14 protein-coding genes are annotated in these 16087 nt (G+C 66.1%); 6 read left to right on the forward strand and 8 right to left on the reverse strand.

All coding sequences use genetic code 11. The features are described 5' to 3' along the window. Positions 1–34: 34 nt before the first annotated feature. Together CEY08_RS18375 and CEY08_RS18380 are read right to left on the reverse strand one after the other, a co-directional pair. Entirely contained in the window at positions 35–724 is a 690-nt protein-coding gene (locus tag CEY08_RS18375) for an ABC transporter ATP-binding protein (protein ID WP_042794054.1), read from the reverse strand. After that, positions 717–1949: a lipoprotein-releasing ABC transporter permease subunit gene (locus tag CEY08_RS18380; RefSeq protein ID WP_232033878.1), complete on the reverse strand. Its 1233-nt coding sequence runs from the start codon at positions 1947–1949 to the stop codon at positions 717–719. The genes CEY08_RS18375 and CEY08_RS18380 overlap by 8 nt, the downstream gene beginning before the upstream one ends. Positions 1950–2127: 178 nt before the next feature. Here CEY08_RS18380 and CEY08_RS18385 point away from each other — a divergent pair, with 178 nt between their 5' ends. Further along, on the forward strand, positions 2128–3072 hold the full coding sequence (locus CEY08_RS18385) for a hypothetical protein (protein WP_076814247.1): 945 nt from the start codon (positions 2128–2130) through the stop codon (positions 3070–3072). Beyond that, positions 3054–4754, forward strand: a complete 1701-nt coding sequence (recJ, locus tag CEY08_RS18390; protein WP_042794057.1) for a single-stranded-DNA-specific exonuclease RecJ — start codon at positions 3054–3056, stop codon at positions 4752–4754. The genes CEY08_RS18385 and recJ overlap by 19 nt, the downstream gene beginning before the upstream one ends. 298 nt (positions 4755–5052) lie before the next feature. Here the strand turns inward: recJ and CEY08_RS18395 are convergent, their stop codons facing one another. Continuing rightward, positions 5053–6363: an MFS transporter gene (locus tag CEY08_RS18395; protein ID WP_076814249.1), complete on the reverse strand. Its 1311-nt coding sequence runs from the start codon at positions 6361–6363 to the stop codon at positions 5053–5055. A gap of 259 nt (positions 6364–6622) precedes the next feature. On the opposite strand from CEY08_RS18395, the gene prfB reads away from it, so the two are divergent. From prfB to CEY08_RS18415, 4 genes are all read left to right on the forward strand, one after another. Continuing rightward, a protein-coding gene (gene prfB / locus CEY08_RS18400; RefSeq protein WP_104653595.1) for a peptide chain release factor 2 occupies positions 6623–7727 on the forward strand; the annotation gives its coding sequence in 2 pieces (ribosomal slippage) (positions 6623–6703 and positions 6705–7727; 1104 coding nt in all). A 40-nt stretch (positions 7728–7767) separates the two neighbouring features. Continuing rightward, the gene (locus tag CEY08_RS18405) at positions 7768–8523 is read left to right on the forward strand and encodes an SDR family oxidoreductase (protein ID WP_063959928.1); all 756 of its coding nucleotides are present in this window, start codon (positions 7768–7770) and stop codon (positions 8521–8523) included. Positions 8524–8533: 10 nt separating this feature from the next. Then, positions 8534–10057, forward strand: a complete 1524-nt coding sequence (gene lysS, locus CEY08_RS18410) for a lysine--tRNA ligase (RefSeq protein ID WP_063642437.1) — start codon at positions 8534–8536, stop codon at positions 10055–10057. 15 nt (positions 10058–10072) lie between these two features. Continuing rightward, positions 10073–10393, forward strand: a complete 321-nt coding sequence (locus tag CEY08_RS18415) for a preprotein translocase subunit TatB (RefSeq protein WP_042794060.1) — start codon at positions 10073–10075, stop codon at positions 10391–10393. A gap of 16 nt (positions 10394–10409) precedes the next feature. Here CEY08_RS18415 and CEY08_RS18420 read toward each other — a convergent pair whose 3' ends face one another. The 5 genes from CEY08_RS18420 to CEY08_RS18440 are packed head-to-tail and all read right to left on the reverse strand — an operon-like array spanning position 10410 to position 16087. Continuing rightward, a complete protein-coding gene (locus tag CEY08_RS18420; protein WP_063642435.1) occupies positions 10410–11045 on the reverse strand; it encodes a TetR/AcrR family transcriptional regulator in 636 nt (211 codons plus the stop codon). A 6-nt stretch (positions 11046–11051) separates the two neighbouring features. Further along, complete coding sequence (locus CEY08_RS18425) at positions 11052–12206, reverse strand: thiolase family protein (RefSeq protein ID WP_042794061.1); 1155 nt, start codon at positions 12204–12206, stop codon at positions 11052–11054. After that, on the reverse strand, positions 12203–14062 hold the full coding sequence (locus CEY08_RS18430; RefSeq protein ID WP_076814251.1) for an AMP-dependent synthetase/ligase: 1860 nt from the start codon (positions 14060–14062) through the stop codon (positions 12203–12205). The genes CEY08_RS18425 and CEY08_RS18430 overlap by 4 nt, the downstream gene beginning before the upstream one ends. Further along, entirely contained in the window at positions 14059–14853 is a 795-nt protein-coding gene (locus tag CEY08_RS18435) for an ABC transporter ATP-binding protein (protein ID WP_042797142.1), read from the reverse strand. Before CEY08_RS18435 ends, CEY08_RS18430 begins: the two co-directional genes overlap by 4 nt. A 52-nt stretch (positions 14854–14905) precedes the next feature. Next, positions 14906–16087: an ABC transporter substrate-binding protein gene (locus tag CEY08_RS18440; protein WP_054456133.1), complete on the reverse strand. Its 1182-nt coding sequence runs from the start codon at positions 16085–16087 to the stop codon at positions 14906–14908.

Genomic DNA, 16087 nt, shown 5'->3' on the forward strand with positions numbered 1-16087 from the left:
CGACCTCCTTGCCTGGATTATCCTCCGGCGCGTCCTAGCCGGAAACCAGGCGGCCGTTCTCCATCAGCAACTGGCGGTCAGCCCGCGCAGCCAGTTCGGGATCATGCGTGACAATGGCGAATGCCGTGCCGGACTCCTGGTTCACCCGCGTCAGGAGTTCGAACATATTGTGCGCGGTGTGGCGGTCCAGGTTGCCTGTCGGCTCATCGGCCAGCACGCATACCGGCCGCGTCACCAGCGCCCGCGCCAGTGCCACGCGCTGCCGCTCGCCGCCGGAAAGCTGCCCCGGGAAATGCCCTTCGCGCGCGGCCAGGCCCACCATGCCCAGGACCTCGTGCGCGGCCTCTCGCGCCTTGTCGCGGCCTTCGCGGCGCACGATAAGCGGCATTGCCACGTTGTCCAGCGCCGAAAACTCCGGCAACAGGTGGTGGAACTGGTAGACGAAGCCCAGGCTGCGGTTGCGCACCGCGCTCTTGCGCCCTTCGGACAGGCCGACGGCCAGCTCGCCGTCCACCGATACGGAACCGCTGGTGGGCACGTCCAAAAGACCCAGGATGTGCAGCAGCGTGCTCTTGCCGGAGCCGGAGGCGCCGACAATGGCGACCATCTCGCCGCGCGCAACCGACAGGCTGACGTTGCTCAGCACCTCGATACGCGCGGGACCTTCGTCATAGACTTTGACAATATTGTCAGCCTGCAGCGCGGGAGTCAGATTGTCAGTCATGGCGCAGCACCTGTGCGGGTTGCAGGCGCGAAGCGCGCCAGCTGGGATACAGGGTAGCCAGCAGCGACAGCACCAACGAAGTCACGCCAATGGTGACGATGTCGCCCACCTGGGGATCCGACGGCAGCGCGCTGATGAAATAGATTTCGCGGGGCAGGAAATGCACGCCCAGCAGGCGCTCGATGAACGGCACGATCACGTCTACGTTGTAGGCGATGACGATGCCGCCCGCCACGCCCAGCAGCGTGCCGATGACGCCGATCAGCGCCCCCTGCACCAGAAAGATGCGGGCGATCTCCCGCGGGCCGGCGCCCAGCGTGCGCAGGATGGCGATGTCGGACTGCTTGTCCTTCACGGCCATGACCAGGGACGACAGCAGGTTGAAGGCGGCCACGGCGACGATCAGCGCCAGGATCAGGAACATCATGCGCTTTTCGGTCTTGACCGCCGCGAACCAGGTGCGGTTGTTGCGCGACCAGTCGCTCGCCATCACATAGGGCGGCAGCACCTTCTGCAGTTCGGCCGCCACTTCGGGCGCGCGCTGCATGTCGGCGATGCGCAGGCGCACGCCAGCGGTGCCGCTGTCGCGGAACACGCGCGCGGCATCCTCGTCATCGACGAAGGCCAGCGAGGAATCGTATTCGTAATGGCCGGACGAGAACACGCCCACCACGGTGAACTGGCGCATGCGCGGCGCGAATCCCGCCGGACTGATCGAGCCTTGCGGCGCCATCATCATGAGGGTATCGCCCAGCTTCACGCCCATGCCGTCGGCCAGCTCGTTGCCCAGCACCACACCGAAGCCACCGGGCTTCAGGTCGGTAAGCTTGCCCGACACCATCTGCCGCGGCAGGTCGGACACATTGCCTTCGGTCTGAGGATCGATGCCGCGCACCTGCACGCCCCGCAGGGCCTGCCCGCGTACCAGCATGCCTTGCGCCGCCACGAACGGCGCGCCCGCCTTGACGGACGAGTTCTTTTCAGCGGCGGAAGCGAATTGCTGCCATTTTTCCAGCACCAGCTCCGGCACCGCGCCCGGAATATAGAGCTCGATATGCGGCAGCACCGACAACATGCGGTCGCGCACTTCCTTCTGGAAGCCGTTCATCACGGACAGCACCACGATCAGGGCAGCGACGCCCAGCGCGATGCCCGCCATGGAACTGGCGGCGATGAAAGAGATAAAGCGATCGCGGCGGCCGCGTCGCTGGCGGATTCGGGCCAGCCCGGCATAGCGGGCGCCTATCCATAGTTCGTAGGGTATTTTCAGCACGTGCGCATTATGGCATTAACCGCCTGGAATCCGCGCCGCGGATGTGCGCGTCCGAGACCAGGCGTTTCAAGCTATGGCAGTGCCGCAGGCCGCTTAGTTCCCGGGGCCAGCGGGGACTACAATCGCGCCCATGCTGATCGTCATTCCGGGCGCCCTGCCCGCCCTCCCCGTTGCCGCCGAACTGGCCAAGCACCTGCCCGAACGCGCTCCCACGCTGCACGGCTGGCTCCAGGCCGGCGCCGCCCGGCCCCAGGCTTACGACCTGCGCGCCCAAGGCTGCACGCCCTACGAATCCTGGCAGCTGGACCGCGCCGGCTACGTCCCCGAGCCCGGCCTGCCGCCCGGCGCCGGACTAGGCCCACTGGTCGCCGGCGCGCAGGCCGACGGCAACGGCCCCGTCTGGCTGGCCGAACTGGTCCACCTCGCCTTGGGCACGGACCAGGCGACATTGCTGGACCCGGGCCTGATGGACCTGCGCGCCGAGGAATCGGCCGCGCTGCTGGATACCGCCCGCCCCCTGTTCGAGGGCACGGGCTTTTCGGTCGAGCCGCTTGCGGCCGAACGCTGGCGCCTGCGCCTGCCGGATGGCCTGCGCCCGCAGACCGCCAGTCCGCTGGCCGTGGCGGGACATCGCTTGAATGACTGGTGGCGCCAGGATGCGGAAACGCGGCCATGGCGCCGGTTGCTCAATGAAATACAAATGGCCTGGCACGAACACCCGGTCAACGACGCCCGCGCAGCCCGGGGCTTGCCGCCGGTCAACGCGCTGTGGCTGTATGGCGGCGGCGCGCCCTGGACGCAAGCCCGGCCAGCCCCGGCGCAGGTGTACACGAATCTGGACGCCCCCCAACGGGCCGGCGACTGGGCCGCCTGGCTGGATGCGCTGGCCGCGCTGGACGCGCAACATTTGCGCCCGCTGGCGGGCAAGCACGGCCTGCCCGCCGCGCCCGCCGAACTGCTGCTGCTGGGCGAAGACCGCAAGGTCGCCCTCACCCTGAAACCGCGCGGGGGCCTGCTCGGCTTGCTGCCCGCGCCCAAGAAAAACTGGAGCGCCTGGTGGTCTCACCCCGCTTAACCGTCCGCACGCCGGACTTCGACGCCTGCAGAATCCTTGAAGCCTCGGGCATCCACCCGCTATTGGCTCGCCTGTGGGCCGCCCGCGGCGTGACCCATCCCGATCAGACCCAACTGGCCTGGCAATCGCTGCTGCCGCCCACCGGCCTGACGCATTCGGCCCACGCCGCGGGCGTGCTGGCCGACGCCATCCAGGCGGGCAAGAAACTGCTGATCGTGGCCGACTACGACTGCGATGGCGCCACCGCCTGCGCGGTCGGCCTGCGCGCCCTGTCCGCCATGGGCGCCGACGTGGACTTCCTGGTCCCCAACCGCTTCGAGACCGGCTACGGCCTGTCGCCGGCCGTGGTCGACCTGGCCGTCCGGCATCGCGCCGGCAAGCCTGACATCATCATCACGGTGGACAACGGCATCGCCAGCGTGGACGGCGTGGCCGCTGCCAACGCGGCCGGCATCGGCGTAGTCATCACTGACCACCACCTGCCGGGCGACACGCTGCCCGCGGCGCTGGCCATCGTGAACCCCAACCAGCCAGGTTGCGGCTTTCCCTCCAAGAACCTGGCGGGCGTGGGCGTCATTTTCTACATGATGCTGGCGTTACGCGCAGAGCTGCGCCGGCGCGGCGTCTACGCTGCTGATGGCGGCCCGCGCCTGGACGCGCTGGCCGACCTGGTGGCGCTGGGCACGGTGGCCGACGTGGTCAAGCTGGACGCGAACAACCGCCTGCTGGTCACCCAGGGCTTGAAGCGCATGCGCGCTGGCCGCCTGCAGCCCGGGCTGCGCGCGCTGTTTGCGGTGGCCGGGCGCGAGCCTCGCGCGGCCAACGGCTTCGACCTGGGCTTCGCCCTCGGCCCCCGCATCAACGCGGCCGGCCGCCTGGCCGACATGAGCCTGGGTATCGCCTGCCTGACCACCGATGACGAAGCGCAAGCGCTGGAAATGGCGCGCGAACTCGACAACATCAACCGCGAGCGCCGCACGATCGAGGCCGAAATGCGCGAGCAGGCGCTGGCCGCCATGGAAGAGCCCAACGCGGCCGCGGGCGCCACGGTCTGCGTATTCGACCCGGGCTGGCACCAGGGCGTGGTGGGGCTGGTCGCCTCGCGCCTGAAAGAGAAGTTCTGGCGGCCTACGCTGGCATTTGCGCCCGCCGGCGACGATGAAATCCGCGGTTCGGGCCGCTCCATCCCCGATGTGCACCTGCGCGACGCGCTGGATTTGGTATCCAAGCGCCATCCCAACCTGATCCGCAAGTTCGGCGGCCACGCCATGGCGGCGGGCCTGACGCTGGGACGCGGCGACTTTGCAGCCTTTGCTCCCGCCTTCGACGCCGCCGTGCGCGAACTGACGGGCCGCGATACCTTCGAGCCGGTGATTGAAACCGACGGCTCGCTGGAATCCGGCTATGCGAATGCCGATGTGGCTGGCATGCTGCAGCAGCAAGTCTGGGGCGCCGGCTTCGCCGCCCCGCTGTTCCTCGACGAGTTCGTGGTGCGCAACCAGCGCCTGGTCGGGGAAAAGCACCTCAAGCTGTCACTGGAGCGCGGCCACCAGCGCTTTGACGCCATCTGGTTCGGCCACGACCAATCCCTGCCCGAGCACATCCAGGCCGCCTACCGGCTTGAACAGAACGTATGGAATGGGATGGTTTCGGTGCAACTGGTCATCGAGCACGCGGGATAACGCAATCGGGTGGGTTGTTGACGTTTGGTTTTGTGACGCTGGATTCTTGAGCCGCCGGCGTCAGCACATGCGGCTGCTTTTAAAAACCGTTGCATTACGTCGCTGTCAGCCGAGGACCCCGGAGCCATCCGAAGCGCAGCCCCACCGGGGCGAGCATCGGAATGGCGCAGGGCAGCCTCGGCGGCCAAGGAACCCCAATATCCGCAACCCGAGGCCCTGAACCACCGCCCAAACGAAAAAGGCGCCAGGACCCATGCAACGGCCCCTGGCGCCCCGTAGCCCGGCACCGCGGCAGCGACTACTTATTCACCAACTTGGCCGGCTGCGCCAATGCCACCAGCGCGCCCACCACCAGGCACCCCGACAACATATAAAGCCCGGTGTTGGTCGTCCCGGTCATATCCTTCAGCCAGCCCACCAGGTAAGGGCTGACAAACCCCGCCAGATTTCCCACCGAATTGATCAGCGCAATCCCCGCCGCCGCCGCCGTCCCGCCCAGCAACGCCGTCGGCAGGCTCCAGAACAACGGCAGCACCGTGCAAATCCCGATGTTCGCCACCGTCAGCGCCAAAATCGCCAGCACGGTATTGCCGCTCCACACCGCCGACAGCAGCAGGCCCAGGGCGCCAAACAGCGCGGGCAGCGCCACGTGCCAGCGGCGCTCGCGGTGCCGGTCGGAATTGCGCGAGATCAGGATCATGCCGATGACGGCGAACAGGTTCGGCACCGCCGTCAGCAGGCCAATGGCCAATGGGCTTTGCACCCCGGTGCTCTTGATCAGCGTCGGCATCCAGAAGCCCACACCGTACAGCCCCATCACGAACGAAAAGTAGATCAGCGCCATCGCCCACACGCGCGGCTTGGCCAGCGCGGCGCTGATCGGCGGATCTTCCTTTTGCTGTTCCTCGGCTGCGATGTTGCGGATCAGCACGGCCTTTTCGGTCGCGGTCAGCCATTTGGCCTTGTTGATGCGGTCGTCCAGATAGATCAGCACCAGCACGCCTATCACTACCGAGGGTATGCCTTCCAGCAGGAACAGCCACTGCCACCCCGACAGCCCATGATCGCCATGAAAGGTGCTCATGATCCACCCGGAGATGGGACCGCCGATCAGTCCGGACATGGGCACCGCGGTCATGAAGAAAGTCGTGATGCGGCCGCGTCGGGCCGCCGGATACCAATAGGTCAGGTACAGGATGATGCCCGGAAAGAACCCGGCTTCGGCCGCGCCCAGCAGGAAGCGCAGGATGTAGAACATATGCACGCTGGTCACGAACATCATGCAGGCGGAAATGATCCCCCAGGTGATCATGATGCGGGCGATCCAGACCCGCGCCCCCACCTTGTGCAGGATGATGTTGCTGGGAATCTCGAAAATGAAATAGCCGATGAAGAAGATGCCGGCCCCCAGCCCATATACCGTTTCGCTGAACTGAAGCTCCTGCAGCATCTGCAGCTTGGCGAACCCCACGTTCACGCGGTCCAGGTAGGCCACGACGTAGCACACCACCAATAGCGGTACCAGCCGCCACCCTACCTTGCGGTAGATCCGGTCTTCCTCTGTCGCCGGGATCGCCGGCGATACCCCGGGGGCCATCGCGTTGTCCATCTGTGTCTCCATTCCTCTGTCGGGATAGGCCGGCTGCTCGCCGGCGCCGTCGCGTCCCGCTACGCTCCGATCAGGAACGGCCGGTCCGCCACCCGCAGCCTAGAATCCAACAGTTGACAAAAAACTGAACAACTTGCGCGCAGCAGACCCATCCTGGCCTGTGCGATCCGTCCCCCTTCTTGCCCAACGGGGCCGCGCACTTGGCCCAAGCACGGTAAAATGTTCGGTTTCGCACAAAAGTCATCAGGACAGGATCATCATGGAAGCCGAACGTCAGAACCAGCTCGCAGCCCGCCTCGCCGATTACGCGGAGCGCGAACAGGCTCTACGGAGGTATCTTTGACTACGATGCCAAAGCCGAACGCCTGCAAGTCGTAAACGCCGAACTCGAAGATCCGGCGGTCTGGAACGACCCCAAGCACGCCCAGGACCTGGGCCGTGAAAAGAAAGCCCTCGAAGACGTGGTGGAAACGCTCGCCAATCTCGGCACGGGCCTGGCCGACTCGAACGAATTGTTCGAAATGGCCGCCGCCGACGATGACGACGCCACCCTCGAATCCATCGAGCAGGACGCCGACGCCTTCCAGGAAAAGCTGGAAGCCCTGGAATTCCGCCGCATGTTCTCCAATCCGGCCGACCCGCTGAATTGCTTCCTGGACATCCAGGCAGGCGCCGGCGGCACGGAAGCGCAGGACTGGGCCTCCATGCTGCTGCGCCAGTACCTGAAGTACGCCGAGCGCAAGGGCTTCAAGGCTGAAGTGCTGGAAGAATCCGAAGGCGACGTGGCAGGCCTGAAGTCCGCCACCATCAAGATCGAAGGCGAATACGCCTTTGGCTACCTGCGCACGGAGACCGGCGTGCACCGCCTGGTCCGCAAGAGCCCGTTCGATTCGTCTGGTGGCCGCCACACGTCGTTTGCCAGCGTTTTCGTCTACCCCGAAGTCGACGAGTCCTTCGAAGTCGAAGTGAACCCCGCGGACTTGCGCGTGGACACCTACCGCGCTTCCGGCGCGGGCGGCCAGCACATCAACAAGACCGATTCGGCCGTGCGCCTGACCCACATGCCCACCGGCATCGTGGTGCAGTGCCAGAACGATCGTTCGCAGCATCGCAACCGCGCCGAAGCCATGCAGATGCTGAAGTCCAAGCTCTACGAACTGGAAATGCGCAATCGCATGGCCGAGCAGCAGAAGCTGGAAGACTCCAAGACTGATGTGGGCTGGGGCCACCAGATCCGTTCCTACGTGCTGGACCAGAGCCGCATCAAGGACCTGCGCACCAACGTCGAAATCTCCAACACCCAGAAGGTGCTGGACGGCGACCTGGACCCCTTCATCCAGGCCAGCCTGAAGCAAGGCATCTAAGTTTCGCGATACTCCCCTCAACGCATCCAGAGGTTCACGAATGTCCGACACCATTGCAATTCTCACCGGCGCATCGCGCGGGATCGGCGCCGCCATGGCGCGCGGCCTGGCCAAACCAGGCACCCGCCTGATCACGTTGGCGCGCCGGGAAGATCCTGAGCTGGCCGCTTACGCGCGCTCGCAGGACGTGCAGCTCGAACAGCTGTCCGTGGACCTCTCGGACCTGAACGCCGTCGAGACGGTGGCGCAGCGCATCTGCGCGTCGCTGCCGCGCGACGCCGGCCGCTATCTGCTGATCAACAACGCCGGCACCGTGCATCCCATCGCGGGCACCGACGCGCTGGTCGACGGCGCGGCCATCGCCGCCGCCTTCAACCTGAACGTCAGCGCCGTCATGCTGCTCACGGCGCGCTTTCTGGCCGCGGTCGAAGACCTCCAGGCCGACCGCCGCGTGCTCAATATCTCCTCCGGCGCGGGCCGCAACCCGAATGCCGGCTGGGGCGTCTACTGCGCCACCAAGGCCGCGCTCGATATGTACTCGCGCGTGGTCAAGGCGGAGCAAGGCGCCGACGGCGCGCGCATCGTCGCGCTGGCCCCTGGCATCGTCGACACCGACATGCAGGTCGCCATCCGTTCCAGCGATCCGGAAAGCTTCCCGGCGCTGGCCAAGTTCCAGGAATTCCACGCGACCGGCAAGCTGTCTTCGCCCGCCAACGTGGCCTCCCGCATCCTCGCCTACCTGGATCGCGAAGATTTCGGCACGACCGAAATCGACGACATCCGCAATTACGACTGACTCCCCGACCATGACCGACCACTCGACCACTCCGGCGCCCGCCCAGGATGAAAACCGCTTGATCGCCGAACGGCGCGCCAAGCTGGCCAAACTGCGCGAAACCGGGGTCGCGTATCCCAACGACTTCGTTCCGGACGCTCGCGCCGCCGCGCTGCATGACAAATACGACGGCCAGGAGCAGGAAGCCCTTGCCGCCAACCCTGTCACCGTCAAGGTCGCCGGCCGCATGATGCTCAAGCGCGTCATGGGCAAGGCCAGCTTCGCCACGCTGCAGGACAGCACCGGCCGCATCCAGATCTACCTGGACCGCGGCACCCTGGGCGAAGACAGCTACGCCGCGTTCAAGCAATGGGACATCGGCGACATCATCGCGATCGAAGGGTCGGTCTTCAAGACCAACAAGGGCGAGCTGTCGGTGCACGCCGCCAGCGCGCGCCTGCTGTCCAAGTCGCTGCGCCCGCTGCCCGACAAGTTCCACGGCGTGGCCGACCAGGAACTGCGCTACCGCCAACGCTACGTCGACCTCATCATGACGGACGCCACGCGCCGCACGTTCGAAGCGCGCAGCAAGGCCGTGGGCAGCATCCGCCAGTTCATGCTGAACGCCGGCTTCCTCGAAGTGGAAACCCCCATGCTGCACCCGATTCCGGGCGGCGCGGCGGCCAAGCCCTTCGTCACGCACCACAATGCGCTGGACATGGAAATGTTCCTGCGCATCGCCCCCGAGCTCTACCTCAAGCGCCTGATCGTGGGCGGCTTCGAGCGCGTCTTCGAAGTCAACCGCAACTTCCGCAACGAGGGCGTGAGCCCGCGCCACAATCCTGAATTCACCATGATGGAGTTCTATGCGGCCTTTGCGGACTACCGCTGGCTCATGGACTTCACGGAAGAACTGATCCGCCAGGCCGCCATCTCGGCCACCGGCAGTGCCGTGCTGACCTACCAGGAGCGCGAGCTGGACCTGGGCAAGCCGTTCGACCGCCTGACCATCTGCGAAGCCATCCTCAAGTACGCCCCGGGCTATACCCAGGCTCAACTCGACGATCCGGCCTTCCTGCGCGCGGAGCTCAAGAAGCTGGGCGCCGACGCGGACGGTCCGGTGCTGTCGCGCGCCGGCCTCGGCGCGCTGCAACTGGCTCTGTTCGAAGAGACCGCCGAAGCCAAGCTTTGGAACCCCACCTACATCATCGACTACCCGGTGGAAGTCTCCCCGCTGGCGCGCGCCTCCGACACCCGCGCAGGCATCACCGAGCGCTTCGAGCTCTTCATGACGGGCCGCGAAATCGCCAACGGCTTCTCGGAGCTGAACGACCCCGAAGACCAGGCCGAGCGTTTCCGCTCGCAGGTCGAGGCCAAGGACGCTGGCGACGAGGAAGCCATGTACTACGACGCGGACTACATCCGCGCCCTGGAATACGGCATGCCTCCGACGGGCGGCTGCGGCATCGGCATCGACCGCCTGGTCATGCTGCTGACCGACAGCCCCAGCATCCGCGACGTCATCCTCTTCCCGCACCTGCGCCGTGAAGACTAAGCAGGCGCTGGCATCATGATCTTCAAGATCCTGATGCTGCTGCTCGTCGCGGCGGGGCTGATCTACTGGATCAAACAGCCCCGCGGCGGCACGCCCTATTCGCCCTACCCGACGGCGCGCCCGCGCCGGCCGGTGTTCATCGCGCTATGCATCGCCGCAGCCCTCTCGGTGGCCGCCTCGTTGATGACCTTCCTGCTGTGGGCGGGCGGCGTGGCAGGCGGGGTCACCGGCGGCGGCTATCGCGGCCAGGTGGATTTCCTGCTGCCCGTGGCGGGCACCCTGCTGGCGTTGGCTGTCGTCTGCGCCGTGGGCGCGTTCTTCAAACGCCGGGGCTAGACGCCCCGCGGCCCACCTATTCCGGCCACTTGCCGGCCCCGGCCGGCAGCGAAGGCAGCGACGCCTGCAACATCGCATCAATGAACTCGGCGGGTTGCAAGCGGCCATCCGGCTTGTACCACTGCACCGTCAGGTTCATGGCGCCCAGCACGCAACGCTTGATGACGCGCGCATCGCCCTGGAGCAACCCGACGGCGACGGCCGCGGCCACCGCATCCTGCCACATCGCCTCGTAGCGGTCGCTCAGCGATTTCACGGCTGCCCGGCTGGGCGCGGACAAGCTGCGCCATTCGTACACCAAGGCGTTCATGGCGTCGCCCCCCGCGCCGTGCAGCATGCTCCACATGTGCACACGGAACAGCGCCGCCAACCTGTCGGCCGGCGCCTGGTAGCGCGCCAGCGCCCGCTCGCCGTCGTCTATCACTTCCTGGATGCCGTTGTTCATCACCGCCACCAGGATCTCCTCCTTGCTGCGGAAATGATGGAACAGGCTGCCTGACTGCAGGCCCACCGCCCGCGCCAGCTCGCGCACCGTCGTGCGCTCGTAGCCGTGCTTGCAGAACAGCTGCCCCGCAGTCAGGACCACTTCGCGCCGACGTTCGGACTCGGAGCCCTCGTCCCGAGCGCCGGCGGCCTCCCGGATTTTCTCCATGTGCGGTCACAGCCTCTGGATGATGGTCGCAGTAGCCATGCCGTGGCCGATGCACATCAGTTGCATGCCCAGCTCTCCTTCGGTCGCCTCCAGCCCTGCCAGCATCTTGGCCATCAAGCCGGCTCCCGTCGCCCCGAGCGGATGACCATGGGCGATTGCGCCGCCCCAGGGATTGACGCGTGACAGGTTGGCGCCCAGTTCACGCTGCCACGCCAACACCACGCTGGCGAAGGCCTCATTGATCTCGATCCAGTCGATATCGTCCAGACTCAGGCCTGCGCGCGACAGCGCCTGGCGGGCCGCCGGTATCACTCCCGTCAGTTGCAGCACCGGATCCGACCCCACCGCCACCCGCGCCAGAAAGCGCGCGCGGGGCCGCAGTCCGTCGGCCAGCGCTGCGTCGCGATCGGCCAGCAATACCGCGGAGGCGCCATCGGCGAGCTGGCTGGCGTTGGCGGCGGTGACGCGACCCTGGCCCGGCGGCCGCAATGCGGGCGCCATGGCCGCCATGCGGGCGGCATCCGTCTTTTCGCGTATGCCTTCGTCGCGCCGCGCCGCCTCCTGCGGCCCCGGCAGCAGCTCGGCATGGCGGCCCGCCTGCGCCGCGCTCCAGGCGCGCGCATGGCTCTCGCGGGCCCATTCATCCATTTCGGCCTGAGAGAGCTGCCAGCGCTCGGCAATCCGCTCGGCGCTCTCGATCTGGTGGATCAGCGGATAACGATCCAGCAAGGCCGGATTCAGGGTCTCGAAACCGCGAAACTCGCCCTGGCCCAGCGTCACGTCCAGGAACATCGGCACACGGCTCATGCTCTCGACGCCGCCCGCGACCACATAACGCATATCGCCCGCAGCGATGGCCTGCGCGCCAAAATGCACCGCCTGCTGGCTGGATCCGCACATGCGGTTCAGGGCCACGCCCGGTACGCTCTCGGGCAGTCCTGCCAGCATGGCCGCCAGCCTGCCGATATTGGCGCCTTGCTCGCCGGCCTGGCTGACGCAGCCGGCGATCAGGTCCTCGACCTGGGCGCCAGGCAGTCCGGCTCGCGCCAGCAGGCCGCGTACGGTATCGGCCAGCAACGTGTCCGGGCGGGTATCCGCCCACCATCCCCCGCGCCGTCCGAAGGGGGTGCGCACGGCCTCCACGATCACAGCTTCGTTCATGCCGTTGTCTCCTCAACGTAGAGCGCTTCGATTTCGTCCGCATAGCTGCGGTAGATGCTGGCGCGCCTGACCTTCATGGTCGCGGTCACCTCGCCATCGTCATGGTCCAGCTCCTTGGTCAGCAAGTGGAAGCGCTTGATCTGCGCCACCGGAGCCAGCCCGGCGTTGGCGCGCGCGACTTCCTCTTGGACCAGTTCGCGCACCTGCGGGCATTCGGCCAGCGACCGGAAGTGCGTGAAGGCGATGCGGCGCGACTCCGCCCATTTGCCCACCGTGTCGAACTCCAGCTGGATCAGCGCCGACACGTACTTTCTGCCGTCGGCGATCACAATGCATTCCTTGACGTAAGGACTGCCCTTGACGGCATTCTCGATCTCGGAAGGCGTCAGGTTCTTGCCGCCGGCCGTGATCATGATGTCCTTCAGCCGGTCCACGATGCGCACACGTCCCGCATCTTCCGCCACGACGTCGCCGGTATAGAGCCAGCCATCGCGCACGGTGCTGGCCGTAGCATCGGGATTCTTGTAATAGCCCTGGAACACCATGTCGCCGCGCACCAGCAGTTCGCCGGCCTCGCCCATGCGCCATTCCACCCCCAGGATGGGCTCGCCCACGGTTCCTACCTTCACTCGGTCGGGATGCTGGCCGAAGATCATGCCCGCCGACTCCGTCAGCCCGTAGACCTCGATCAATGGCACGCCCAGCGTGCGGAAATAGCGCACCACGTCCGGCGAGATCGGCGCCGCGCCCGTCATGGCCACGCGCACCCGGCGCAGGCCAATGAAATTCTGCAAGGCGCGCAGCACCAGCCAGTACCACAGCCAACGCGTCCAGCGCTCGCCCAGCGTGTACTGCGCGGGGGACTTCTCCAGGAACGGCCCGCAAGCTGCAATTGCGCGTCGGTACAACCATTGCTGCAGGCGCCCTGCTTCCTGCATCTTGATCGAAATGGCCGCATGCAGCTTTTCCCAGATACGAGGCACGCCCAGGAATATCGTCGGGGCGACCTCTCGCAGGTCTTCCTGCACCGTGCGTATCGATTCGCCGAAATTCACCTGCGCGCCCAGGTAAATGGGCACGAAGGTGGAAAGCATCTGTTCAGCTACGTGGCATAGCGGCAGGTACGACAAATGCACGCTGTTGCCGTCCATCGCCAGCCGGTCGGCGATCCCCGGCGCCACGCCGCGCATGTTGCCGTAGCTGAGCATTGCGCCTTTGGGTTTGCCGGTGGAGCCGGATGTGTAGATCATGAGGCCGGTGTCTTCCAGGCCCTGGCCGTCCAGCGCCTGGTTCAGCGCGGCAAGCTCTTCAGCCTCGCGCCGCTTGCCCTCCGCCTCGATCTCGGCATAGGTCACGATGCGTACGCGGTCAGCGGGCGCATAGGATCGCAGGCCCTTCGTTTCCATCATGATGATGCGCCGCAAGAGCGGCAGCCTGTCCGCTACCTGCAGTACCTTATCAGTCTGCTCCTGGTCCTCGCACACGACCAGTTCCACGTCCGCGTGCTGCAGCACATAGCCCATTTCCTCGGCCGGACTGGTCGAATACACGCCCACGGCCACCGCGCCGACGGCCCCCGCCCCCATCTGGGCCAGCAACCACTCCACGCGGTTCTCGGACACGATGGCAACGCGGCCTCCCACGCTCAGCCCCTGCGCGCGCAGCCCCAATCCCACGTGGCAGGCCCGGCGCCAGTACTCCGCCCAGCTCAGCGGCTTCCAGATGCCGAAGTCCTTCTGCCGGATGGCAATGGCTGTGGGGCGCAGGCGAGCCTGCTCGCGCAGCATCTGCGGCAGCGTCAACGCCGGCCAGTCCTGCGCGGATGCGCTGGAGATATCCATGTGCTTGTCCGTCATGAAAGCCAGCGCTTGCGGCGCTTGTAATGCTTGATGTCGCGAAAGCCACGGGCCTCGCCCGTTCCGCCCACGCCTAGGTAGAACTCGCGCACGTCAGGGTCCGCGGCCAGCTTCTCGGCGCTGCCGTCGATCACGACCTTGCCCGTTTCCATGATGTAGCCGTAGTTGGCTACCGCCAGCGCCACCGAGGCGTTCTGCTCGACCAGCAGCATAGAGACCCCCTGTTCGTGGTTGATGCGCGCGATGATGGAGAAAATGTTCTCCACCAACATCGGCGACAGGCCCAGCGAGGGTTCGTCCAGCAGCATCAGCCGGGGTTGCGCGATCAGCGCCCGGCCGATGGCCAGCATCTGTTGTTCGCCGCCCGACAGGTAGCCCGCCAGGCCGCGGCGCCGCTCGAACAGCCGCGGGAAGTAGCCATAGACCAGGTCGAAGTCCGGCCTTGCGTCCGACCTGCCCGTCAACGCGTAGGTCGCGGCCACCAGGTTTTCTTCGACTGTCAGGTCCTCGAACACCCGGCGTCCTTCCATCACGTGCGCCAGCCCCGCCCTCACCAGGTTCTGGGGCCGGGCGCCCGCGGTGTCTCCGCCGTTGAAGACGATCTGCCCACGCACCAATGCGCCATCCTCCAGGTCCAGAAGGCCGGACACGGCCTTCAGCGTGGTGGACTTGCCGGCGCCATTGCTGCCCAGTAGCGCCACGATGCTGCCGGCGGGCACCGACAAGGACAAGCCGCGCAGCACCTGCACCGCCTTGTTGTAGACGACTTCGATATTGTTGATATCGAGCACCGCCGGAGCGGGCGCCACGGTTTGCGCGTCATGTCCAGGGGTCACGGTCGCCTCACTTCAGCACAATCCAGTCGGACGCCGGAACCATCTGCTTCTGCTTCACATCGGCGCGATAGATCCGGCCCACAGGGATCGAATTGCCTTTGATGGAAATCGGCACCCCGATCAGGCCGCCGGTGTCGAAATCCTTGATACCGTCCAGCGCCGCCTTCATATTGGCGCTGGTCAGCTCCTTGCCCGCGTCCAGCGTGCGCTTGGCGACTTCAGTGAACAGCATGGCGGCCAGGAAGCCCTGCATGTAGCCCGTGCTCTGGTATTGCGGACGCATCTCGCGGATCTTCTTGAGCATCGGCGCGTCGGCAGCCGTGTCGTAGTAATAGCGGTACGGCATCACGCCCATGAAACCTTCGGCATCCTCGCCCATCTGCATCACGGTGGAGTTGTCCATGGTCCAGAACGTGCCCATGTAGCGCGTCTTCAGGCCCATGCGCTTACCCTGCCCCACGAACTCCGGGATGGGCGCCAGCACATAGCCATGGAAAATGGTGTAGTCCGGATCGGCGCGGCGCAGCTTGATCACCTCGGTCGACACGTCCACGCTGCCCGGCGGCGTCATGATCTCGGTCGCGACCTTCAACCCCAGTTTCTCCGCCACCGCGCGCGAGCTGGCAATGGGATCGCGGCCGAACTCGGTGTCCGAATACACGAAGGCCACCTTGGCGCCAGGCTGTTCCTTGGCGATGTAGCGCAACAGGATGCCGAACATCTCCGTGTAGTCGGGGCCCAGCATGAACTGGGCGGGATACTTCGCCGGATCGTTGAGCTCCGTGGCGAACGACGCGCCGGTCATCAAGATGTCGCCCGTGCGGTTCAGCTCGGCGTTGATGGTCTTGGAAAAACCAGTGGAATCCCCGTAGTAGAAGTTCACCTTGTTCTGGCTGGTGATCTTCTTGAACGCCGCCACCGACGCGTCCACCTTGTACGCGGTGTCCTCCGGCACATAGCGCAGCTTGCGGCCCTTCACCCCGCCCTGGTCATTGACGATCTTCACGTAGTCGGTGATGCCGGCATGGATGCCCTGTCCCGCGAACGCGAACACCCCGCTCAGCGGGATGGACCCGCCCAGCACCAGGTCTTCGGCCGCCTGCGCGGCTGGCGCCGCGGACAGGGCCGCCGCCAGGCCCAGGGGGGCCAACAACCTCGATAAACCGCTGCCGATCCGGATGCGCTTCAT

The organism is Achromobacter insolitus (genome assembly GCF_002209555.1).
Taxonomy (GTDB): domain Bacteria; phylum Pseudomonadota; class Gammaproteobacteria; order Burkholderiales; family Burkholderiaceae_B; genus Achromobacter; species Achromobacter insolitus.

What these genes read in the sequence shown, in the direction of transcription:
- CEY08_RS18375 (WP_042794054.1), bottom strand. Translation starts at nt 724, where the DNA reads ATGACTGACAATCTGACTCCCGCGCTGCAGGCTGACAATATTGTCAAA.
- CEY08_RS18385 (WP_076814247.1), top strand. Translation starts at nt 2,128, where the DNA reads ATGCTGATCGTCATTCCGGGCGCCCTGCCCGCCCTCCCCGTTGCCGCC.
- CEY08_RS18395 (WP_076814249.1), bottom strand. Translation starts at nt 6,363, where the DNA reads ATGGACAACGCGATGGCCCCCGGGGTATCGCCGGCGATCCCGGCGACA.
- CEY08_RS18405 (WP_063959928.1), top strand. Translation starts at nt 7,768, where the DNA reads ATGTCCGACACCATTGCAATTCTCACCGGCGCATCGCGCGGGATCGGC.
- lysS (WP_063642437.1), top strand. Translation starts at nt 8,534, where the DNA reads ATGACCGACCACTCGACCACTCCGGCGCCCGCCCAGGATGAAAACCGC.
- CEY08_RS18415 (WP_042794060.1), top strand. Translation starts at nt 10,073, where the DNA reads ATGATCTTCAAGATCCTGATGCTGCTGCTCGTCGCGGCGGGGCTGATC.
- CEY08_RS18420 (WP_063642435.1), bottom strand. Translation starts at nt 11,045, where the DNA reads ATGGAGAAAATCCGGGAGGCCGCCGGCGCTCGGGACGAGGGCTCCGAG.
- CEY08_RS18425 (WP_042794061.1), bottom strand. Translation starts at nt 12,206, where the DNA reads ATGAACGAAGCTGTGATCGTGGAGGCCGTGCGCACCCCCTTCGGACGG.
- CEY08_RS18430 (WP_076814251.1), bottom strand. Translation starts at nt 14,062, where the DNA reads ATGACGGACAAGCACATGGATATCTCCAGCGCATCCGCGCAGGACTGG.
- CEY08_RS18440 (WP_054456133.1), bottom strand. Translation starts at nt 16,087, where the DNA reads ATGAAGCGCATCCGGATCGGCAGCGGTTTATCGAGGTTGTTGGCCCCC.